Here is a 20,683-nt window from a genome sequence, read left to right as displayed (position 1 = left end):
GTGGACGACCGATCGGGGGACCGGTCGGTCGAGCGGTCAGTCGGTGACCGGCTCCTTGGCAGCGGCGGCGGCCTTGGCCGCCTCCTCCGCCTCGATCTTGGCGTGCGTCTTGGCGGCACGGCGCTTCATGATCCAGGCCGAGAGCAGGCCGATCACCAGGGCCGCGCCCAGGCCCGCCCAGGAGAACCGGGCCAGCCAGGGTTCGATGCTCTTGCCGACCTTGTAGACCAGCATCGTCGTACCACCGGCCCAGACGATGCCGCCCAGCACGTTCGCGATCAGGAACTTCCAGTACGGCATCTTCAGCGCGCCGGCCAGCGGACCGGCGAAGATGCGCAGCAGGGCGATGAACCGGCCGAAGAAGACCGCCCACATGCCCCACTTGTGGAACGAGCGCTCGGCGGTGGCCAGGTGCGAGGGCCCGAAGTGCTTGGGGAACTTGCGTCCCAGCTTCTCGAAGAGCGGCTTGCCCCCCTTGCGCCCGATCGAGTACCCGATCGAGTCGCCGATGATCGCGCCGGCGATCGCGAAGGCCGCGACGCCCCACGGGCTCACCACACCCTTGACCGCCATCAGGGACGCCGTGACCAGGGCGATCTCGCCGGGCAAGGGAATGCCCAGCGATTCCAGCCCGATGATCAGACCGATCACGGCATACACCGCCGTGGGCGGAATCCCCTCGATCCAGGCATCGATGTGCAAGGCCAGTCCCTCCGTGGCAGGACGGGACCGGCCACGCTCCCCCTGGAGCCGCGTGCCGGTCCCGGCAGTTCGTCCGATGGCGGCACCCAAGCCGCTCCCCCAGAGCGAGCCTAACGTGCCGGGTGGCCTGTCCCCCCGGCCGATCACCGGTGGTTACGACGTACGCCCCCTCACCATGGTTCCAGGTTGACCAGCGTTTCTCCAAGATTCGGCAAAGCGCGCTACGACCACCGCCTCGACCGCTTCGACCAGGGCGCCGGGTTCCGGCCGCGCCTCGGACGGCGCGATCGCAGGCGTGGGGCTCTTCGGTGGCCCCGGCCTCCGGACCGCTGTCGAACCCGCCCCCCCGGGGCCGTGGAAAGCCTCGGGGCGGTGCCGGGGTGTGCCTCGTCACACGGTCAGTCCCGCAGGTCACCGAGCCAGCGCAGGGCGCGCAGACCCGGCAGGAAGCAGTACTCGCCGCCACGGGTGACGACGAACCGCGGCAGCGGGGGCAGGCGCCGGCGCACCGGCCGCCGGGGAACGGTGAAGCCGTCGCTGCCGTCGTGGGACCCGACGACGGGGTCCTTGGCACCGGCTGAGCCGAAGAACACGCTGTCGTTCATCCACTGGGACTGGACGAACTCGAACTGCCGCCCCAGGTGGGCTCCGATGAACGCGAACATCAGGCCCCGGTCCGCCCCGTCGTCCTCCAGCACGTCCGCGGGCAGCGGAGGGCCGTAGACGGCGCCGCGTCTGATCATGCGGTGCAGGCGCACCTCGCCCGCCACCGGGGCGTCCCGGGGGTTGGCCCGGCGGATGTGACAACCGCCAGGGGTGATGAACCCCACCGGATCCTCCCGTGCGTACAGGAAGGTGTTGCGCCGGCCGGGGTCCGCGCCGAGGGCGGGGTCGTCGTGCTGCGGGCTGAGTGCCAGCGGAGCTCCGCTGCGCCAGCGGCCCATGATCTTGGCTGCCAGCAGTTCCTCGTCCTCGGGACCGGTGGCGGCCCGGCGCAGGTAGCGGCGGAACGCCGCGACGTCCTGGTGGAGTTTGCGGAAGACCGCGTAGCTGCCGTTGCGTCCCAGCGCCTCCGGCTGCGGGGTCCGGGTGCCGCCGATCTCGTCCTGGTAGCCGAGCACGAACTCGCCGGCCTTCAGCGGCGCCTCCGACCGGTTCGACCCGGCGATGCCGCTGCCTTCGATGGCCGGGTGGCTGACGCCGTCGCGGTATCCGAAGTGCTCGGTCTCGGTGGGCAGCGCGTAGCAGTCCTGTCGCCAGACCTCGGTCACCCCGGCGAGCCGGTCGTAGGCGAAGCGGGCCCGGTCGAGGGCCGCCTCCAGCTGCTCGGGGTCGGGTGCGACCGCGGTGAGCACCACATGGACATCCGGGGTTCCCAGTGGCACCTCCCAGTGCTCGGGGCTGCTCTCGCCGTCATCGCCCAGTGCTCCGGCACGGGCGGCCATTCCCTGCCGGAACTCCCACGCAAACGTCTCCAGCGACGAGCGCGGCACGCCGAGGGCCTCCAGCCCGTGACGGGTGACCGCGACGCTCACCCACGTCTCCCCCAGGGGGCTGACCGAGTCGGCGGCCGAGGTCACCGTCGCGCTCGCGCGCCGCATCAGCTCCCGCCCGTGCGTCCGGTCGTCGATGCGGAACACCAGATAGCTCGCCGCATACGGGGTCGGCCGGGGGCTGAGCACTCCACGCTGGATGTCGTCGAGCTCCAGTGCGGCTCGCGGTTCGTTCACGGGAGCCACCTCCTCGCCGCCCGCTGCAGTGGCCTGCGGCGCTACTTGGTGACGAGGTTCCGCCAGAAGTTGCGCAGGCTCTCGTCGCCGCCGAACAAGGAACTGAAGATCGTGGAGTCGGCGAGCAGGATGTCGCCGGCCCGCTCACCTACGGGGGGCATCCACAGGAACATGTCGAACGTGAGGTTGCCGGCTTCGGTGAACGGATGCGGCCTGGAGGTGTCGATCGGCTGCCTGGCCAGGACGTGAACGACGTCCGGCTCGTCCGTCGTCACGGCGTAGTGCGGCAGGTGCTGGTGGAAGTTGAAGTTGGTCACTCCTTCCAGCCATCCCTTGGGGTCCAGGTCTCTGGACGCGGAGAACGGGGCGATCCTGTTCTGCTCCCGCACGGCGGGCCGCAGCCCGTAGCGGTTCTCCACCGGCACGCCGAGTCCGTGCATCGCACCCCGGAGGTATCCGGCGAAGCGCTGTTGCCGGGGCACCAGGGGATCGCCGTGGTGGTGGTACTCGATCTCCCGCACCGTCAGATCGTCCGATGCCCCCACGTCGTGGTGGGGCCCGAGGACCAGACAGGCGCCCTCCCGGCCGAGGAACGCCCGCAGCGCCTCGACCTCCCCGGGCTCCGCCTCCTGGCCGGTGACCACGTGGTCCAGCCCGAAGACGAACAGGGTGTCGGTGTCGGCCAGTACCCGCTCGTCGAGCGGGGTGTGGAACCCGGCCTGGTCGATGCGCTGGTACACGGGGACGGGATGTCCGGTGACTTCCTCGACGAACTGCTGGAACGGCACCCAGGCCCAGAAGAACAACTCCAGCGATCCCGCGATGCCCTGTTGGAACCGCAGCGGGTCGGACCACTTCGGGTCCTCGTAGGCGGGCCAGGCCACCCGCCGCACCTCGGTCATCGTGGAGAACCGGTTGTCCAGCTCGGCCGCGTTCCTTCCCGCCTCGGCCGGATAGCTCCACGAGACGTAGACACTCACCCGCCGCCGGCCGGGCGTGGCGGCGCGCGGAACGTGGTTCTGGTTGTAGGTGCGGGCGGTGGTGGCCTCGCTCATTGCGCCTCCCTCGGCAGTGGGCCGTCGACGCGTCGACTCGCGCGCAGGGCGGGCCGCGGGCTCTCACTGCAACTGGTCGAGCATCTCCGACAGGGCGTTCTTGATCCGTAGCGCCTTCTTGATCTCGTCGGCCGTGACGTAGGGGTACTCGCCGTACTCGATGAAGCTCGGGCAGTGGTGCGCACGCACGAACCTGACGAACGCCTCGGGGTTGGTCCTCCAGTCCTCGGGAAACCCTTCGAGGTTCTCGAAAGCCGTGCTCACCCCCGCCCTGCTGAACAGGGCGATGGCGTCCTCGGTGTACTTGTCGAAATCGGTGTCGAAGATCCCCTGGTACATGAACCGCGTGTCGTCGTCGAAGAGCACCCAGCGCAGGTAGTGCAGCTTCAGCGGCGCGAGAAGCTGTGGATCGTTCTCCAGCGCCTTGGCCAGGGCGTACCCGTACTCCCGCATGGCCTCGGCCCGGCCCGGCTTCACCCTCGCGACGATCGTGAAGCCGTAACACGCGGGCGTCTTCGGGAAGATCGGGCCGTACTTCCCCTGTTCGAGCTGATCGGTGTCCCTGGGGATGACAGCCGCCTGCGGCTTGATCTCCATGTCCGTTCCTCCCGCCGCCTACCGGCCGGGCCGAATCCCCTACATCGTCGCACGCGGCGCCGCCGGCCGCCTGCGAGCACCCGGCGCCGTGATCGGTGCCGAGCACGACGGGCCCCTGCCACCCGCCGGTGACAGGGGCGGGCATGGAGCCTCTGTCACCGGCCGGTCGGATCAGGAATCGGATGCTGCTTCGGGGATGACCACGTACTCGGCCGTCACGCCTGTCCCCGGCGGTTGAACTCGGCGGCCGTGGAGTCGCCGGGGAACCGGGTCAGGAAGTCCAGGACTCCCACCCAGGCGGGGCGCACCGCGATCCGCGCCATCCGCACGCCTGGACGGTCGACGGCCGCGACCTGGGCCGCACCCTGTTCATCACCGGCGTAGCGACGCATGGTCAGCCGGTACTCCGGGACGATCCCGTCGACATCGGTCACCTGGGCACGACCACGGATCAGCAGTGCCTGCGGTGGGGTCCCCGCGGCGTCGATCGTGATCGCCACGTCGGGCTTGGCCCGCAGCGCCGCGATCTTCCGAGCGGGGAAGAACGTGGACAGCACCACATCGTGTCCTGTCCAGTGGAACAGCATCGGGAACACCCGTGCCTCGGCCTCGTCGTAGGAGCCCAGCATCCGGTAGCAGTACACCCGCAACTCCGGCCGATACCGCTCGGCAAGCCCGCCGAACGCCGCCCCGTCCGCTGCCCGCACAGCGGCGAACACCTCGCTGTCCACACTCACCAGTCCGTCCGACACCAAGCTCCCACGGCCCTGACAGTCACCGGCACCACTGGACACCGAAGCCGGCAACCACCCCCGGAGACGCACTCTTTCATGCCGCTGAGACGATCGTCGGCCGACAGCCCGCCTCCGGCGGCGGTGCGGCTCGTTGCCTCGCAGGATGTCGCCTCCGCCTTGCGGCCGTGGGAAGCCGTCTACGACTTCTCGGGCCGCTCGGCGAAGTCCAGGACGGTGACGGAGGGACGGCGGGTGGCCAGTGGCGGGGTGGTCAGTGCAAGTGGCAGCAGGGCGCCGACGAGCCCGCGTCCGCCGGTCGGCCGGACGTCCCGCACCGCCACCACCGCCGGACTGGCGGTGCGGAGCTTGTCCCGTTCATCCGCGTCCATCGCCCACGGCATCGGCGGCGCCTGGTAGCCGTGGGCACGCATCGTCCCTTTCAGGGTGAGTCGGCTGAACCAGCGCGGCACGGCGTCCAGCACGAGCGAGCCACCCGGGAACCGCTCCGCGCAGCCTGCGATCAGGGATCTCACCCGGGCCGGCGGAAGGTACATCAACAAGCCTTGAGCGGTGATCAGTACCTCACGGTTGCGGTCCACCTCGTCGGCCCACCCCAGTTCGGTGGCGTCGGCGGCCAGGTAGCGCCGGCGTGCGCCAGGCGGCAACAGTTCCTCGCGCAGCGCCACCGCGTCAGGCAGGTCCACGCTCAGCCAGTGGGCCCGCCCGTTGTCGACCCGCCAGTACTGGGTCTCCAGGCCCTCCCCCAGGCAGACCACGGTGCCGCGCGGCTCCCGAGCGAGGAAGTCGGCCACCTCGCGATCGAAGCAGGCCGCGCGCAGGGCCTGGAGCTGGGCCTGGGTGGCGCTGGTGCCGAACCGCTCCGCGAACGGGTAGTCGATCCGGTCCACCAGCTCGACCGCCTTCGGGTCCGGCAGCACGGTGTCCGGCCGCCGCGCCTCCAGCGCCCGGTGCCACAGCGTCCACAGCGCCGTCTCCGGCACCTGTCCCAGCTCCGGTCGTTCCCCGCCGCCACTCATCGCTCGCTCCTTCGGACGTGGTCCCGTCGCGTTCCCGTCGTGGGCATGAACCCGCCGATTCTGACACCCCGTCCGCCCCTCCCGTTCCGCCGACGCGCCGCCATCCGGCTCGGGCCGCGGCTTGGATGAAAATCGGTCAAGCTCACTGGACTGCGATCACCATTTGGGGCGGCTTGTACCGATTTTTCCGGATGATGCCCTGATCGGGCAGGGGATGTAGCAGACTGCCGTGGTGATCGACTGCAACGAGTGGTCGACGGTGCGTGAACACCCGGATGGAGAACGGCATGTCCAATATCCCGACGGACCTCAAGTACACCGATGAGCACGAGTGGATCCGGGCGGAGGCCGACGGCACACTGACGATCGGCCTCACCGACCACGCCCAATCGTCCCTCGGCGACATCGTCTTCCTGGAGCTGCCCAAGGTCGGTTCGCAGGTCAGGGTCGGGGATCCGGTGGGCGTCGTGGAGTCCGTCAAGGCCGCGTCCGACATCTTCACCCCGGTCACCGGCGAGGTCGTCGCCATCAACGCGGACGCGGTGGACGCCCCCGAGGACGTGAATGACGACGCTTACGGGGCCTGGCTCTTCACGATCAAGCTTGCCCCGGGCGCATCCACCGACGGCCTCCTCGACGCCGCCGCGTACAGGAAGCTGGTCGGCTGACGTCCGGGTGTGGCGCTGATCGCCCACCCCAGGAAGCACGCGGGGCCGGCCCGCCCGCCGGTACGGGGCCTCACCCGATGCTGAAGGCGCCGTCCGGCGGGGGCGGGGAGTCGGTGGCCTCCGCGTCGGTGACCGGGGCAGTCCGGCCGACCAGTGCCGCCAGGTCCTCCCCCTCGGTGAGCCGGGCCGGGAAGATGTCGCCCGCGAGCAGCCGGGTCAGCTCGGCCACCGGCAGCGGCGCCGTCGACCCCGCCAGCAGGATGTTGCCGTACCGGCGGCCGCGCAGCACCGGCGCCTCCGCCACCAGGCAGACGTACGGGAACACCGCCCGCACCGTCGCCGCCTGCGCCTTGGCGAAGGCCAGCGGCGGGCCGTCCGCCAGGTTCGCCGCGTAGCAGCCGCCGGGGCGCAGCGCGGCCGCTGCCAGCCGCAGGAACTCCACCGAGGTGAGGTGGGCTGGGGTGCGCGAGCCGTGGAAGACGTCGGCGATCACCAGGTCCTGCGAGCCGGGCGGGGTCTCGGCGAGGGCCGCCCGGGCGTCGCCGACGGTCGCGGTGATGTCCGCGCCGGGGCCCTGCCAGGGCAGCTCCTCGGCGACCAGCTCCAACAGCGGCCCGTCGACCTCCACCACCCGCTGCCGCGAACCGGGCCGGGTCGCGGCCAGGTAGCGGGGCAGGGTGAGCGCGCCGCCGCCCAGGTGCAACACGTCCAGCGGCCGCCCGGCGGGGGTGAGGGCGTCGGCGAGGTGGCCGAGGCGCCGGGTGTACTCGAACTCCAGGTGGGTCGGGTCGGCGAGGTCGACGTACGACTGCGGGGTGCCGTCCAGGGTGAGAAGCCAGCCGCCGTCCCGGTCGAGGTCGGGCATGAGCTTGGCGAAGCCCAGGTCGGTCCGCCGCCCGACCGGCACCGGCTCGTCGGTCACGCGTTCTCCCCGGCGGGCTGCGCGGCCACGGGCCGTGCGTCCGCCGGACGCACGTCGAGGTGGGCCGCCAGCCAGTGGTCCAGTTCGGCGAACACCTCGGTGCGGGCGGCCTCACCGGACAGCACCAGGTCGTGCATGCCGCCCGTGATCCGCACGACGGTGACGTGCCGGCCCAGCTGCGGCCCCTGGGCGGCGATGTCGTCGGCGCGCAGCACGGCGTCGGCGTGGTGCAGCGCGTTGTGCCACTTGGTGGTGGAGACGGACCGGGTCGAGGCCATCAGCAGCACCGGCACGTCGATCCCCAGCCCGTGGCGCAGCCGCCGGTGGCCCTGGTGGATCGCCGCCAGCCACCCCGCGTACAGCGGGAAGCCCTCGGCGGGCTTGAGGGTGAGGTCGAAGTCCCACTCGCCCTTGTGGTCCTTGTGCAGGCTGTGGGTGTAGTGCGGGTTGAGCGAGGACGGCAGGATGCGGGTCGGCGCCAGCCGCCCGATCGCCGTCACGGCCGGCCCGCCGACCGTACGGACCGCCTGCCCGGCCGGCATCGACAGGAACGGACTGTTCAGGAACAGCCCGTCCACCACCCCGCGACCGGTCCGCCGCCCCGCCCACAGCGCCCCGACCAGTCCGCCGGTCGAGTGTCCGTTGAGCAGCAGCTTTCGGTGTCCGTCCAGCTCGCGGATGATCCGGACCGCCTCGTCGATCTCCTCGTCGTACTCGGCGAGGTCGCGGACGAAGTTCGGCGACTGGTGCGGGCGCAGGGAGCGCCCGTACTTGCGCAGGTCCAGCGCGTAGAAGGAGAACCCGAGCGCGGTGTAGTGGTCGGCGAGGTTGGTCTGGAAGAAGTAGTCGTTGTACCCGTGGATGTACAGCACGGCCCGCTCCGCCCCGGGCACCAGCCGACGGACGAGCGTCGCGCACACCGCCCCCTCGGCATCGGGCCGCAGCATCAGCTCCGCCGCCTCGTAGGGGGCACCCAGGATGTCTTCACCAAACTCCATGGGGCTGACTGTACTGGCTCAGCCCTGCTCGTCCCCGGCATCGCCGACCTGCTGGGATGTGATGATCGCAATGCTTTCGGAGAGTGCGTCGTCGGCCTCGGCGAAGGCACGCTCCGCCTGCTGTCGGGCCTCTTCGGCGTCCGCGTGCCGGCCGAGGTCGGTGAACACGGCTCGGAGCGCGGTCCAGGTGCTGCCCTCGCCGGTGCGGTCACCGAGTTCCTGACAGATGGCCAGGGACCGCCGGTGTGCCGCCAGGGCTTCGTCGGTCCTCCCGGTGCGCCGGAGGGCGATGCCGAGGTTGCGCAGGCTCAGGCTCTCGCTCCGGCGGTCACCGGTCTCCCGCAGCAGGCGGCCGGCCCGTTCGTGGGCCTCCACCGCTTCGCCGGCCCGGCCCGCCCGCACGAGGGTGACGCCGAGGTCGCTCAGCACCACCGCTTCGCTGTGCCGGTCGCCGGTGCCCTGCCAAGCGGCCTGCGCCTGGCGATGGGCCTCGATCGCCTCCTCGTAGCGGCGCTGGTTGCTGAGGATCTGGGCGGCGAGGTCCCAGGACGTTCCCTCGCCGCGCCGGTCCCCCAGCTCCCGGAACACCGTGATCGTCTGCCGGAACGTCTCGTGGGCCTCCTCCGCCCGCCCCGCCTCGAACAGCAGGGCACCGAGGTGGGTGGACAGCTGGGCCTCCCGCCGTCGGTCGCCGAGGTCGTGCACGAGGGCGAGGGCGTGCCGGACCGCCTCGATGGCCTGCTGGGGCTGGTGCAGACTCGCCAGGATCTCGGCGAGGTTCGCGTAGGTGGCGACCTCCCCCGGCCGGTCGCCGAGCTCACGGAAGATCACGCCGGCGGTGCCGAGGGCCGCCATCGCCTCCTTGAACCGGCGGGCATGGCTGTGCGCGTAGGCGAGGTTGTGCCACGCCACCGCCTCCTCGTACCTGATCCCGAGGGCGAGGGCGGACGCGAGCGCCACCTCCGTCACCGCGAGGGCGTCGTCGTTCCGGGACCGCCGGACCAGGTGGGCGACCAGCGACGCGGACAGACTCACGGCCACCACGGGAAGGCCCGCCTCCGCTGCCACGCGCACGGCCGCGACCAGGGTGGCCCGCTCGTGCTCCAGCCAGGCCAGGGCTTCGGTCTGGTCACGGAAGCGGCCGGGGCCCGGGCTTCCGGGGAGTGCCTTGAGGTCCGCGTCGGCGGCCTCGGCCGTCACCGCGTAGTACACGAGCAGGCGTCGCAGGGCGTCCTCGCCGGCTGCCGGGTGCCGATCGGCCTGTTCCAGGGCGTAGTCGCGCACCAGGTCGTGCAGGTACCAGCGGCCGCCGTCCGCCGCCTGTTCGACCAGGGCACAGCCGGCGAGCCGAGCGAGCCGGGAGCGGACCTCACGCACCTTCGAGCCGGCCAGCGCGGCGGCGGCCTCGGTCGAGATGTCGGCGCCGGGGTTGAGGGCCAGGAGCCGGAAGAGCTCCGCCTGCGGCTCGGTGAGCCGCCGGTGCGAGCGGTCGAGCACGATCCGGATGCCGTCCTCGCCGTCGTCCAGGAGGTCGAGCCGGGCGGCGCGGTCGGCGAGGTCCGCGGCGAGCTCGTCCGGACGCAGGTGCGGGTCGAGGACGAGCTGGGCGGCGGCGAGCCGCAGGGCGAGCGGGAGGTGGCTGCACAGCTCCGCCATCCGCTGAGCGGACGCCGGGTCGGCCGTGATGCGGTCGTCGTCCGCGCGGGCGGCTCGGACGGCGGTGTCGAGGAGGGCCACGGCCGCCTCGGGGCCGAGGACGCCGAGGCGGTGGAGACGGGCGCCGAGGCTGGGGAGGGTTTCGCGGGAGGTGACCAGGAGGCGGTGGCGGGCGGACGGGGGCTGGAGGAGGCGGACCTGCTCGGCGGCGGAGGCGTTGTCGGCGACGACCAGGATGCCTTCGTCGTAATGGTCCAGTCGGGCGCGGTAGAGGGTGGCCCGATTCGAAGGGTCCGGGGGGATGTGTTCGGCGGGGACGCCGAGGGCCCGCAGGAGGGTGTCGAGGGCCTGCCCGGCCTCCAGCGGCGTCTCGTCGTAGCCGCGAAGGTCGACGAACAGGGCCGCGGAGAAGTGGGCGGCGTCGAGCAGCGCGTGGCCGACGGCGACCGCCAACGTCGTCTTGCCGATGCCGCCGAGGCCGGTGACCGTCACCGTTGACGGGCCGTCCGAGGTCAGCAGGGACCGGAGCTCGGCGAGGTCCCGGTCGCGGCCGGTGAAGGCGGAGGTGAGCGGCGGGAGGCCTGCGGTCGTGGGAGGCCGGGCGGTGACCGTCACGTGCGCCGTGTCCGCCTGGACGACCGAGCCGTGGAAGTTCCCCCCGCGAATGCTGTTGTGCACCGGGTCAGGGTAGCCGCCCGCGCCACCTGCCCACCCCTCGTGCGCCTGCTGTGCGCCGGTGGTCGTGTGGAACGCTTTCCGGACGGACAAGGCGAGTTGGGGAGTTTGCATGCAACACGGGCACACCGATCCGTCGCTCTACCGTTCGGCCGCCGAGGCGATCGCCGCTCCGCCGGAGAAGCTGGCGTACGTGGCCGGGTTCGACCGCTCGGGCCGGCGGCCGGACGCGCTGCTGAGCGTCGACACCGATCCGGACTCGGCGAGCTACGGGAAGGTCCTGAACTTCGCCGAACTGCCCACGCTCGGAGACGAGTTGCACCACTTCGGCTGGAACGCCTGCTCCAGCGCCCTCGCCCATGCCTGCCATCGGGACCCGGAGCGGCGCTACCTGCTGCTCCCCGGGCTGCGCTCCTCCCGGCTGCACGTGCTGGACACCCACCCCGACCCGGTCCGCCCGCACCTGGTCAAGACGGTCGAGGCCGAGGAGCTCGCCGCCAAGGCGGGCTACTCGCGCCCGCACACCCTGCACTGCGGCCCCGACGGCGTCTTCCTCTCCTGCCTGGGCAGCGGCGAGGGCAACGACGGCCCGGGCGGGGTGGCGCTGCTCGACCACACCACCTTCGAGGTGCTGCGCGCCTGGGAGACCGAGCGCGGCCCGCAGCACTTCGCGTACGACGTCTGGTGGCACCTGGGCACCAACGTGGGCATCACCAGCGAGTGGGGCAGCCCGTCGATGGTGGAGGACGGCGTGGTGCCGGACCTCCTGCTCGGGCGCAAGTACGGTCACGCACTGCACTTCTGGGAGCTGGACTCCGGCCGCCACCTCCAGCGGGTGGACCTCGGCGACCAGTACCAGATGGTGCTGGAGCTGCGCCCGGCGCACGACCCGCAGGCGGAGTGGGGGTTCGCCGGGGTGGTCACCAACGTCGAGGACCTGTCCTCCTCGGTCTGGCTCTGGTACCGGGAGGGGCCGGCGTTCACCGCGCGCAAGGTGATCGAGATCCCCGCCGAGCCGGCCAAGGCCGAGGACCTGCCGCCCGCGCTGCAGCCGTTCGGGGCGGTGCCGCCGCTGGTCACCGACATCAACCTGTCGGTGGACGACCGCTGGCTGTACGTGTCCGCCTGGGGCACCGGCGAGCTGTTCCAGTACGACGTCTCGGACCCGTTCCACCCCCGCCTGGCCGGCTCCGTGCGGCTCGGCGGGATCGCCGCCCGCACCCCGCACCCGGCCGAGCCCGGCCGTCCGCTGAGCGGGGCGCCGCAGATGGTGGAGATCAGCCGGGACGGCCGGCGGATCTACCTCACCAACTCGCTCTACGGCGCCTGGGACGACCAGTTCTACCCGGACGGCATCGAGCCCTGGATGGTCAAGCTGGACGCCGACCCGGACGCCGGCGGGCTGAGCATCGACGAGCGCTTCTTCCCGCACGGCGCCGACTTCCGGGGCCTGCGCGTCCACCAGACCCACCTGGCGGGCGGCGACGCCTCCTCCGACTCCTACTGCTTCCGCTGAACGGACGACCGCTGAACCGACGACCGCTGAACCGACGACCGTCCTGCCGGCATCACCGGAAGAGCGCTTGGTCGAACCGCACCTGAGCCGACGGCAGCCCGGCCGTCGCCAGCCGGGTGCGGACGGAGCCGACCATGCCGACCGGCCCGGTGACACAGGCCAGGTGCTCGCGCCAGTCTCCGGCCGTCGCGACGGTGTCGGAGAGCTCGCCGACGGTGACCGGGGTGACGGTCAACCACGGCTTGTGCAGGCCGAGTTCGGACAGCGCCTGCCAGTCGTAGAGGTCGGCGCGGTCCCGGGCGCCGACGAACAGGTGGACCCGGCGGCCGGTCGGCCGGTGGGCGGCCTGCTGCTCGACGATCGCCTTCATCGGGGCGAGGCCGGTGCCTCCCGCGACCAGCAGCAGGTCGCGGGCGTCGCCGTCGGGCAGCAGGCTGCCGCGCGGCGGGCCGAGGCGCAGCCGGTCGCCGACGGCGGTGTGCTCGACCAGGGCGGCGCTGACCCCGCCGGCGCCGGTGCGGCGGACGTGGAACTCCAGCTCGTTGTCGGCGCGCGGGGCACAGCCCATCGAGTACTGCCGCCACGTGTGCGGCAGCGCCGGGTGCTCGACGGTGCCGTACTGCCCGGCCTGGTACGGGTACGGCTCGCCGGTGCGCACCCGCAGCACGGCGAGGTCGGGGCGGCGGCGCTCGTGGCCGGTCACCACGGCGTGCCAGTACGGGGGCTCGGTGAGCGCGGAGTCGGCGCCGGCCACCATCGAGCCGACGGCGAAGCGAAGCATCCGCACCCAGGCGCCCTCCAGCTCCTCGGTCCAGTGTTCGCCGGCCCGGTGCCGGACGGCCGCGCACAGGGCTTCCTCGAAGGCCTCGTAGTGCACCGGCCGGACGCCCAGTTTCCGGTGGTCGCGGCCGAGCTGGCGGAGGGTCTGCGCCAGCTCGTCCGGGCGGTCGAGGTGGTCGATCAGGTGGTGGAAGATCCGCTCCAGGTGGAGCTGCTGGAACTCCATCGAGCTGGGGAAGAGCGATCGCAGGAACGGGCGGCGACTGAACATCACCGCGTACAGGTGGTCGATCAGTTCCGCGAGCGGGGAGATCAGGTCGAGGTCGCGCCGGATCAGGTGCTGGTCGGCGGCGCCGTCGTAGCCGCCGTCCTCGCCGTACGCGCCGTACCCGAAGTCGCCGCCGGCCGAGGAGGACGGGGCGAGGAGCTGGCGGCGCAGGCGCATGGCGTGGTGACGGGCGATGAGACGGTCGTACTCGGCGGTGGCGGTGCCGTTGGCAAGGTGCGTGCTGCTGCTGTTGTCCATGTCCTGCCCAGTCAACTGCCGGAGCGCCGAACGCGAGAAGGGCCGATCGCCCCGGACGGACCCGGGACCTTCGACCCCTTGCGGTGGTGCGTGCGGACCGGAATGGTTTTCGGCCACCGTGGACGGCTACGGTGCAGGGTGCCCCGCGCGCTACGGCGCAGGGGTGCCCCGCGCCCCGGTGCTCTCCCACCACCGGGACCCGGGGCACCGCCGTCAGGCTCCCGCCCGGCGCGTCTCCCGGCGTTCCAGCCGCCGCTGCCGGCCCTGGCGCAGCGGCTGGTCGGGCAGCCACCCGAAGGTGAGACAGGCGCCGACCACTCCGAGCAGCATCCCGACCAGGAAGCCGCCCAGGTTGGAGGTGACCCAGCTGGCCAGCGAGGCCAGCACGGCGAGGATGGAGTAGAACAGCCGCTGCGCCGGGTTGAACAGGATCAGCAGGCCGCACAGCATCATCACCGCCGGCACCAGGTACCCGGCCAGCCCCTGCATCCCGATGTGCAGGATGACGGGCAGCGGGGCCTTCAGGGTGAACAGGATCTCGGCGCCACCGAGCGTCACCAGCAGCCCGCCCCAGAACGGTCGCTTGCCCCGCCAGTCGCGCTTGACCGGGCGTGCGGCGGGCTCGGCCGCAGGGGCCGCCACGGCCTGGGCGGGCGCGGCCGCCGTCCCCTCGGCGACCACCCCCTCCGCCCGCGCCGCGGTGGCCTCGCCGGTGCCGGCCTGCTCCGGTACGGACTCCGTCATGCTCAGCAGCCCGTGGAGCTGAAGCTCAGCCGCAGGTTGGGCAGCTTGAACCCGACGGCGGTGCTCGCGTAGTTGTGCTGGTTCAGGTGGGTCAGCTTGACGGTGTCGGCCTGCTGGCCGAACACGCCGGGGCCACCCTTGCCGATCGGGCCGGCCTTGGTGTAGGTGCTGGCGTCGCCGCCGATCTCGATGTTGGTGAACTCCGCGTCGCCGGAGAGCAGGTCGGAGTCGGTGGTGAGGTTGCTGGCGGAGACGGGGGTGCCGCCGTCGCCCGCGTGGATCACCAGGTTGATGCCGCCGAGGTCGACGCTCTGGCACAGGTTGGTGATCTCGGCCTTCTTGATCGCCGACACCGCGACCAGCACCTGGCCGCCGGTGGAGCCCGCGTTGGGGCTGTCGGGGATCATCGAGTCCAGCGCGCCGAACTGCGCGAAGCCCTCACCGTCCAGCTTGTCTGCGGTGATGGTGAACGGCATACCGGAGATGGAGAACTGGGCGGCGAGCACGCCCTGGGCGGTGAGCGCCATCAGGACGCCTCCGGCCGCGACGGCCGGTACGGCCATCAGGGCGGTGCGCTTCAGCCGTACCCGGCCTCTTCTCGACGCGCTCGGCGTCTGCGGGGTCTCGGCCGCCGTGGCGGCGTCCTCGGACATGGCCATGTGTGCTCCCTGTGGGTGGATGGGTGTGCAGGCACTGGCACGTTGTCCTGGCGCGGACAGCGTTCCCCGGCCCGACCGGTCCGTCCGCCCCTCGGCAGCGGGGCGGGTCAGGTCGGAGCGCGGTAAGTAACTGGGAAGCTACTGCCCGGTATTGGCCCGGTCAATACAGGTGAACGAAGGATCTTCACCAATCCGCGACCCGCCTCGGCCAGTCCCTCACCCCGAGCCGCTCGGCCGCTTCCGCCGGGCCGAGGAACGGCGACAGGCAGAACATGCTCAACACCGGCAGGAGATCCAGCAGTTGTTCGGTACGGCCGGAGTCGATCCGCCGATAGATCGCGCTGTAGACGCCGCCCACCACAGCATCCACCATCTCCTTCGACTCGACACCGCCGGGCAGTTGGGGAACGTCGGCGAAGAACGCCCGGAACCTGGTGAGCAGTTGGGCTCGCTCACGGCGGCCGGCCGGGCCGACCGCCTCGATCTCGATCACCGCCATCGTGGCGAACGCCGGTGTTCCCGCGAGCAGTTGGAGCATCACGCCGAGCGCCTTCCGAACGCCCCGGCACCAGTCGGATTCGGCCGCGAAGGCCGCCCCCATCCGCTGGATCACCACGCCGGTGCCGTACCGGTGCGCAGCCAGGAAGGCGTCCTCCTTGCCGCTGAACAGCTCGTAGAAGACCGGCCTGGTCACGCCCGCCGCACGGCAGATGTCGCTGATCGTGGCGTGCTGGTAGCCGCGCTCGGCGACGGTCCGCACCAGCCCGTCCAGCAGCCGCTCGCGCTGGGTCGCGGCGACCACGCCGGCGGGCAGCCGGCGCGGGCCGGGCTTGATCGAGCGGGCCGGATCGCGGCCGGTCCGGGCACCCGGCAGCAGGACCACGTCGGCTCCGCGGAGGTACTTCCGATCCATCACCAACTCCTGTGTCCTGTATTGACATTGACGGAACACCGGGTTTACAACACTGACAGGTTTCCAACCGGTGGACGAGCAAACTCCCACCGGTGGGACCTCCGGGGGCTCCGACGGGCCGGGGCGAACGCCCAGGCCACGGGGTCACGGCGGAGGCGGGACCGCGACGGTGGCAGCCGTCGACGTGCCCCCACGGCACCGCACGTCCCCGACCGAACGCGCGGTTCCGCGGTGTTCCACGCCGCCGCCCGTACGCAAGGCCGTACCACCGCACCGCCGTACGTTCACCTCGCGTACGTCCGCACCGCCGTACCGCACGGACGGGCCCGTGGCGCCGGGCCCGCCCGCCCCTCGGCATGAGCCGAAGCCTCCGGTACGAAGCCTCCGGTACGCCATGCACCTCCCCCGTCGTGCACACCACCACACCCGCACGCGGGGATTCCCCCACCCGTCCACCGGACGGAGAGAGGTACACCCATGCGCATCCGCCGCACCCTCGCCACCGCCGCCCTCGCCTCGCTCGCCCTCACCGGCGCGGCCGTGGCCCCCGCCCAGGCCGCCGGATCGGCAGTCCTGACCACCGGCAGCCCGACCGGCCCGGCCGTCGCCGTCGGTGACGTGCTGAGTGCCAGCCTGGTCTCCGGCACCTACGCGACCTTCTACAACAGCGCCTCCGGGACGAGCGGCATCAAGTGTGCCACCTCCTCCTTCTCGGCGACCGTCACCTCCAACCCGGCCGCGCCGGGCAGCGCCGTCGAGCGGCTCGACACCCAGACCTTCGGCTCCTGCACCTCCAACGTCCTCGGTGTCACGGGCGTCAAGAGCATCACGGTCACCAACCTGCCGTACACCAACACCGTCAGCGACGCCGCCGGCAACCCGGTCAAGCTCACCCCCGGCGCGGCCGGCGCGATGGGCACCACGGTGGTGCTCAACACCATCCTGGGCAGCATCAGCTGCAACTACCAGAACACCACCGGGATCAACGGCACCACCTCGAACACCGGCAACACCATCGGCTTCACCAGCCAGCCGTTCGCCCTCGCCTCCGGCCCGAGCCTGTGCTTCTCGACCGGCTACTTCAGTGCCACCTACGGCCCGGTCGTCGACAGCTCCGTCTCCGGCAGCCCGCTCCTCTTCGTCAACTGACGCCAGGGCCCGTCCGGCCCGTCGTGACGACGGCGGCGTACGGCACCTTCACCGGGGCCGCACGCCGCCGTACCGCCGTACCGCACCAACACCACCGCCCCACCCCCGAGACAGCGAAGTGACCGGCCGGTAGGGTGGCGCCGCACGGAGACGGCGAACCGGAACGGGGCGGGTTGATGAGCGACAACGGCACGGGCTTCTTCACCTCGGTGGCGGACGCCGCCGAGCAGCTGGCCGCCACCGGCTACCTGGCCTCCACCGCCGTGGCCACCACCGTCTTCCTCGCCGACCGGCTCGGCAAGCCGCTGCTGGTCGAGGGCCCCGCCGGGGTCGGCAAGACCGAACTCGCCAAGGCGGTGGCCGAGATCGGCCACGCCCGGCTGGTCCGGCTCCAGTGCTACGAGGGCATCGACGAGGCCCGCGCGCTCTACGAGTGGAACCACGCCAAGCAGCTGCTGCGGATCACCGCCGGCCGTGACGAGGGCTGGCAGGAGGCCCGCACCGACATCTTCGGCGAGGAGTTCCTGCTCACCCGCCCGCTGCTCACCGCCATCCGCGGCGAGGAGCCGACCGTGCTGCTGATCGACGAGATGGACAAGGCCGACGTCGAGGTGGAAGCGCTGCTGCTGGAGGTGCTCAGCGACTTCCAGGTCACCGTCCCCGAGCTGGGCACCATCACCGCGAGCCGCCGCCCCTTCGTCCTGCTCACCTCGAACGCCACCCGCGAGCTCTCCGAGGCGCTGCGCCGCCGCTGCCTCTTCCTCCACCTCGACTACCCCGAGTCCGAGCTGGAGCGCCGGATCGTCCGGCTCAAGGTGCCCGGCCTGGACGAGACGCTGGCCGAGTCGCTGGTCCGGATCGTCGGCGCGCTGCGCGCGATGGAGCTGCGCAAGGCGCCCTCCGTCGCCGAGACCATCGACTGGGCCCGCACCCTGCTCGCCCTCGGCGCCGACACCCTGGACGAGACGGTCGTCCGGGACACCCTCGGGGTGATCCTCAAGCACCAGGACGACGTCCGCAGGGCCGCCGAGAAGCTCACCCTCGCATGACGACGCCCCACCCGACGGACACCGCCGCCCGCCTCACCGGCCTGGTCCGCGCCCTGCGCGGGCACGGCCTGCGGATCGGCCCCGCCGAGACGGTGGACGCCGCCGCCGTGCTGGACGTCCTGGGCTTCGCCGACCGCGAGCAGATGCGGGCCGGCCTGGCCGCCGCCCTGCTGCGCTCGGAGGGCCAGCGATCGGTCTTCGACGCCGCCTTCGACCTGTTCTTCCCGCTCGGCGTCGGCACCCCGGAGGCCGTCCGGGCCGACCCGCCGCCGGTCCCCGACGACCCCGAGCCGCCGCGCTTCGGCCGCCCCGACCCGCTGCGCGAGCAGCTGCGCGACCGCCTCGCCGCCGCGCTGGCCGCCGACGACCGCGCCGCCCAGGCCCGGCTGGCCGGCGAGGTGGTGGAGGCCTTCGGCCGGTACGGCGCCGGCGGCTCGCCCGGCTCCGACGGCTGGTCCGCCCAGCAGGCGCTCGGCCGGCTCGCCCCCGACACGCTGCTCGCCCGCGTCCTGGCCGCCCTGCGCGAGCGTCAGGACGCCCAGGACCTCTCCGACCGGGTGCTCGCCGACGAGATCCGCCGCCGCATCCGGGACTTCCGCGCGATGGCCGCCGGCGAGGCCCGTCGCCGGGTCGCCGAACTGCGCGGCCCCGAGCGGATCGCCGAACGCGCCGTCGCCCCCACCGCCGACCGGGTCGACTTCCTCTACGCCGGCCGTGACCAGCTCGCCGAACTGCGCCGCACCGTCCACCCGCTGGCCCGCAAGCTGGCCACCCGGCTGGCCGCCCGGCGCCGCCGCGCCGCCCGCGGCGAGATCGACCTGCGCCGCACCCTGCGCCGCTCGCTGACCACCGGCGGGGTGCCGCTGCGCCCCGCCTACCGGCTGCGCCGCCCGGCCCGCCCCGAGCTGGTGCTGCTGTGCGACGTCTCCGGCTCGGTGGCGGGCTTCGCCGACTTCACCATGCTGCTGGTGCAGGCGATGAGCGAACAGTTCAGCAAGGTCCGGGTGTTCGCCTTCGTCAACCGCACCGCCGAGGTGACCGGCCTGCTCCGCGGCGGCGACGACCCGGCGCGCCTGGCCGCCCGCATCCTCACCGGGGCCAAGGTGACGGGCTACCACGGCAACAGCGACTACGGCTCCGCGCTCGGGGAGTTCGCGGACCGCCACCTGGACGCCGTCGGCCCGCGCACCTGCGTGCTGGTCCTCGGCGACGCCAGGAACAACCGGCGCGACCCCAACCTGGACGCGCTGCGCCGGATCGCCGGCCGGGCCCGCCGGGTGTTCTGGCTCAACCCCGAGCAGCCCTCGCTCTGGCCGACCGGCGACTCCGCCGCACTCGCCTACGCGGGCGTGGTGGAGATGCACTCCTGCCGCAACGCCCGCCGCCTCGGCGAACTGATCGCCCGGCTGCTGCCCGTCTGACGCCCGGCGGGCCCACCGGTCGCGGCCCTCGGCGGGCGGCCGCGACCGGCACGGCGAGGGCCTACCCGTCCAGGTGCGCCAGGAAGTCCAGCAGTGCCTCGGTGACCTCGGCCGGGCGCTCCTGCTGCGTCCAGTGCCCGGTCTCCGGCAGCCGGACGTGCCGGTGCAGTCCGGGCGTCAGGTTCTTCAGCAGGTACTCGACCGCCTCCGGCGCGATCATCGCGTTCACCAGGTCCTGCTCGCCGACCACGTACAGCGCGGGCACGTCGATCCGCTGGCCGATGAACGCCGCCATCAGCTCGCTGTTCCGGTCGATGTTGCGGTACCAGTTGAGGCCCCCGGTGAAGGCGCGCTCGCCGTGCCGGGCGTAGTCGGCGGCGAACGCGTCGAGGTCCGCGTCGGTGAGCCAGTCCGGCAGGCGCTCCGGCTCCGGCACGGTGTCCAGCAGCTTCTTGCCCTCGGGGACGACCCACGGACGCGGCTCGCCGTCGGGCTGGACGCCGCAGAAGATGCGGCGCAGGCTGGATTTCACGTCGGCCGCCAGCTCGGCGTCCGCCCGGCCCGGCTCCTGGAAGTAGATCTGGTAGAAACCCTCGCCGAAGGTCTCCCGGGCAGTCGACAAGGAGCCGGGCCCGGCCGGCAGCGGCGGCACGCTCAGCCCGGCCACCCCGCGCACCAGGTCCGGCCGCAGCGCGGCGGTGGCCCAGGCCACCGGCGCGCCCCAGTCGTGCCCGACCACGACCGCCCGCTCCTCGCCGAGCGCGCCGATCAGCGCGGTCACGTCGCCGACCAGGTGCAGCAGGGTGTAGGCGTCCACCCGCTCGGGCTGCTCGCTGCGGGCGTAACCGCGCTGGTCCGGCGCGACGACCCGGTAGCCGGCCTCGGCGAGCGGCGCGAACTGGTGGCGCCAGGAGTACCAGCTCTCCGGGAAGCCGTGCAGCAGCAGGACCAGCGGGCCCTCACCCTGCTCCGCGTAGTGCAGCCGGACGCCGTTCACCTCGGTCTCGCCGTGCTTGATCGCCTGGTTCAACTCTCCACTCCCCGTCCGCCGGAAACATCCCTTCACCCCCGACCCTGCCCAGCCGGCCGCCCCCGGAACCCCGTCGGCTTCCGGCCACCGGAAGCAGCCGAGGCCGCCCCGGAGTTCCGGGG

19 protein-coding genes are annotated in these 20,683 nt (G+C 72.4%); 5 read left to right on the top strand and 14 right to left on the bottom strand.

The features are described 5' to 3' along the window. Window positions 1–36: 36 nt before the first annotated feature. The 6 genes from ACFU7Y_RS07380 to ACFU7Y_RS07355 form a co-directional block, all read right to left on the bottom strand. Complete coding sequence (locus tag ACFU7Y_RS07380; protein ID WP_224276367.1) at window positions 37–702, bottom strand: DedA family protein; 666 nt, start codon at window positions 700–702, stop codon at window positions 37–39. A gap of 398 nt (window positions 703–1,100) precedes the next feature. After that, window positions 1,101–2,432 (bottom strand): Dyp-type peroxidase, encoded by a 1,332-nt coding sequence (locus tag ACFU7Y_RS07375; RefSeq protein WP_380766748.1) that lies wholly within the window; start codon window positions 2,430–2,432, stop codon window positions 1,101–1,103. 41 nt (window positions 2,433–2,473) lie between these two features. Continuing rightward, window positions 2,474–3,487: a hypothetical protein gene (locus ACFU7Y_RS07370; protein ID WP_380766747.1), complete on the bottom strand. Its 1,014-nt coding sequence runs from the start codon at window positions 3,485–3,487 to the stop codon at window positions 2,474–2,476. Between the two features lie 63 nt (window positions 3,488–3,550). Continuing rightward, window positions 3,551–4,084: a hypothetical protein gene (locus tag ACFU7Y_RS07365; protein WP_224276361.1), complete on the bottom strand. Its 534-nt coding sequence runs from the start codon at window positions 4,082–4,084 to the stop codon at window positions 3,551–3,553. 215 nt (window positions 4,085–4,299) lie between these two features. Continuing rightward, window positions 4,300–4,821, bottom strand: a complete 522-nt coding sequence (locus ACFU7Y_RS07360) for a hypothetical protein (protein WP_224276359.1) — start codon at window positions 4,819–4,821, stop codon at window positions 4,300–4,302. A 194-nt stretch (window positions 4,822–5,015) separates the two neighbouring features. Then, window positions 5,016–5,855, bottom strand: a complete 840-nt coding sequence (locus tag ACFU7Y_RS07355; protein WP_224276357.1) for a class I SAM-dependent methyltransferase — start codon at window positions 5,853–5,855, stop codon at window positions 5,016–5,018. Between the two features lie 287 nt (window positions 5,856–6,142). Here ACFU7Y_RS07355 and gcvH point away from each other — a divergent pair, with 287 nt between their 5' ends. Beyond that, window positions 6,143–6,523, top strand: a complete 381-nt coding sequence (gene gcvH, locus ACFU7Y_RS07350) for a glycine cleavage system protein GcvH (RefSeq protein WP_224276355.1) — start codon at window positions 6,143–6,145, stop codon at window positions 6,521–6,523. 70 nt (window positions 6,524–6,593) lie between these two features. Here the strand turns inward: gcvH and ACFU7Y_RS07345 are convergent, their stop codons facing one another. Genes ACFU7Y_RS07345 through ACFU7Y_RS07335 form a run of 3 tightly spaced genes read right to left on the bottom strand, consistent with a single transcriptional unit; the run spans window position 6,594 to window position 10,777 of the window. After that, window positions 6,594–7,388, bottom strand: a complete 795-nt coding sequence (locus ACFU7Y_RS07345; protein WP_224276399.1) for a spermidine synthase — start codon at window positions 7,386–7,388, stop codon at window positions 6,594–6,596. 53 nt (window positions 7,389–7,441) lie between these two features. Continuing rightward, window positions 7,442–8,443, bottom strand: coding sequence for an alpha/beta hydrolase (locus ACFU7Y_RS07340; RefSeq protein WP_224276353.1), 1,002 nt, complete (start codon window positions 8,441–8,443; stop codon window positions 7,442–7,444). An 18-nt stretch (window positions 8,444–8,461) separates the two neighbouring features. After that, on the bottom strand, window positions 8,462–10,777 hold the full coding sequence (locus ACFU7Y_RS07335; RefSeq protein WP_380766746.1) for a tetratricopeptide repeat protein: 2,316 nt from the start codon (window positions 10,775–10,777) through the stop codon (window positions 8,462–8,464). Window positions 10,778–10,886: 109 nt separating this feature from the next. Here ACFU7Y_RS07335 and ACFU7Y_RS07330 point away from each other — a divergent pair, with 109 nt between their 5' ends. Continuing rightward, a complete protein-coding gene (locus ACFU7Y_RS07330) occupies window positions 10,887–12,290 on the top strand; it encodes a selenium-binding protein SBP56-related protein (RefSeq protein WP_380766745.1) in 1,404 nt (467 codons plus the stop codon). A 52-nt stretch (window positions 12,291–12,342) separates the two neighbouring features. On the opposite strand, the gene ACFU7Y_RS07325 is transcribed toward ACFU7Y_RS07330, so the two are convergent. The 4 genes from ACFU7Y_RS07325 to ACFU7Y_RS07310 form a co-directional block, all read right to left on the bottom strand. Then, window positions 12,343–13,611 (bottom strand): globin domain-containing protein, encoded by a 1,269-nt coding sequence (locus tag ACFU7Y_RS07325; RefSeq protein ID WP_224276347.1) that lies wholly within the window; start codon window positions 13,609–13,611, stop codon window positions 12,343–12,345. 198 nt (window positions 13,612–13,809) lie between these two features. After that, on the bottom strand, window positions 13,810–14,340 hold the full coding sequence (locus ACFU7Y_RS07320; protein ID WP_380766743.1) for a DUF6114 domain-containing protein: 531 nt from the start codon (window positions 14,338–14,340) through the stop codon (window positions 13,810–13,812). A gap of 2 nt (window positions 14,341–14,342) precedes the next feature. After that, complete coding sequence (locus ACFU7Y_RS07315; protein ID WP_224284608.1) at window positions 14,343–14,999, bottom strand: DUF6230 family protein; 657 nt, start codon at window positions 14,997–14,999, stop codon at window positions 14,343–14,345. Between the two features lie 184 nt (window positions 15,000–15,183). Then, a complete protein-coding gene (locus tag ACFU7Y_RS07310) occupies window positions 15,184–15,912 on the bottom strand; it encodes a TetR/AcrR family transcriptional regulator (RefSeq protein ID WP_224284607.1) in 729 nt (242 codons plus the stop codon). Window positions 15,913–16,389: 477 nt separating this feature from the next. Between ACFU7Y_RS07310 and ACFU7Y_RS07305 the strand changes: the two genes are divergently transcribed. The 3 genes from ACFU7Y_RS07305 to ACFU7Y_RS07295 all read left to right on the top strand — a co-directional run bounded on the left by ACFU7Y_RS07305 (window position 16,390) and on the right by ACFU7Y_RS07295 (window position 19,531). After that, window positions 16,390–17,061, top strand: coding sequence for a Tat pathway signal sequence domain protein (locus ACFU7Y_RS07305; protein WP_224284606.1), 672 nt, complete (start codon window positions 16,390–16,392; stop codon window positions 17,059–17,061). A gap of 176 nt (window positions 17,062–17,237) precedes the next feature. Further along, a complete protein-coding gene (locus ACFU7Y_RS07300; RefSeq protein ID WP_380766742.1) occupies window positions 17,238–18,110 on the top strand; it encodes an AAA family ATPase in 873 nt (290 codons plus the stop codon). Continuing rightward, the gene (locus ACFU7Y_RS07295) at window positions 18,107–19,531 is read left to right on the top strand and encodes a VWA domain-containing protein (protein ID WP_380766740.1); all 1,425 of its coding nucleotides are present in this window, start codon (window positions 18,107–18,109) and stop codon (window positions 19,529–19,531) included. The genes ACFU7Y_RS07300 and ACFU7Y_RS07295 overlap by 4 nt, the downstream gene beginning before the upstream one ends. Before the next feature lie 61 nt (window positions 19,532–19,592). Here ACFU7Y_RS07295 and ACFU7Y_RS07290 read toward each other — a convergent pair whose 3' ends face one another. Then, complete coding sequence (locus ACFU7Y_RS07290; protein ID WP_380766739.1) at window positions 19,593–20,561, bottom strand: alpha/beta fold hydrolase; 969 nt, start codon at window positions 20,559–20,561, stop codon at window positions 19,593–19,595. Between the last annotated feature and the right edge of the window lie 122 nt (window positions 20,562–20,683).

This window comes from Kitasatospora sp. NPDC057542 (assembly GCF_042801945.1).
In the GTDB taxonomy this organism is placed as follows: domain Bacteria; phylum Actinomycetota; class Actinomycetes; order Streptomycetales; family Streptomycetaceae; genus Kitasatospora.
This window is presented reverse-complemented; position numbering and strand designations above follow the sequence as displayed.

Bases quoted from the DNA above. Each gene is read 5' to 3' on its own strand.
- ACFU7Y_RS07370 (WP_380766747.1), bottom strand. From the start codon at position 3,487: ATGAGCGAGGCCACCACCGCCCGCACCTACAACCAGAACCACGTTCCG.
- ACFU7Y_RS07365 (WP_224276361.1), bottom strand. From the start codon at position 4,084: ATGGAGATCAAGCCGCAGGCGGCTGTCATCCCCAGGGACACCGATCAG.
- ACFU7Y_RS07355 (WP_224276357.1), bottom strand. From the start codon at position 5,855: ATGAGTGGCGGCGGGGAACGACCGGAGCTGGGACAGGTGCCGGAGACG.
- gcvH (WP_224276355.1), top strand. From the start codon at position 6,143: ATGTCCAATATCCCGACGGACCTCAAGTACACCGATGAGCACGAGTGG.
- ACFU7Y_RS07345 (WP_224276399.1), bottom strand. From the start codon at position 7,388: ATGCCCGACCTCGACCGGGACGGCGGCTGGCTTCTCACCCTGGACGGC.
- ACFU7Y_RS07340 (WP_224276353.1), bottom strand. From the start codon at position 8,443: ATGGAGTTTGGTGAAGACATCCTGGGTGCCCCCTACGAGGCGGCGGAG.
- ACFU7Y_RS07330 (WP_380766745.1), top strand. From the start codon at position 10,887: ATGCAACACGGGCACACCGATCCGTCGCTCTACCGTTCGGCCGCCGAG.
- ACFU7Y_RS07320 (WP_380766743.1), bottom strand. From the start codon at position 14,340: ATGACGGAGTCCGTACCGGAGCAGGCCGGCACCGGCGAGGCCACCGCG.
- ACFU7Y_RS07315 (WP_224284608.1), bottom strand. From the start codon at position 14,999: ATGGCCATGTCCGAGGACGCCGCCACGGCGGCCGAGACCCCGCAGACG.
- ACFU7Y_RS07310 (WP_224284607.1), bottom strand. From the start codon at position 15,912: ATGGATCGGAAGTACCTCCGCGGAGCCGACGTGGTCCTGCTGCCGGGT.
- ACFU7Y_RS07305 (WP_224284606.1), top strand. From the start codon at position 16,390: ATGCGCATCCGCCGCACCCTCGCCACCGCCGCCCTCGCCTCGCTCGCC.
- ACFU7Y_RS07300 (WP_380766742.1), top strand. From the start codon at position 17,238: ATGAGCGACAACGGCACGGGCTTCTTCACCTCGGTGGCGGACGCCGCC.
- ACFU7Y_RS07295 (WP_380766740.1), top strand. From the start codon at position 18,107: ATGACGACGCCCCACCCGACGGACACCGCCGCCCGCCTCACCGGCCTG.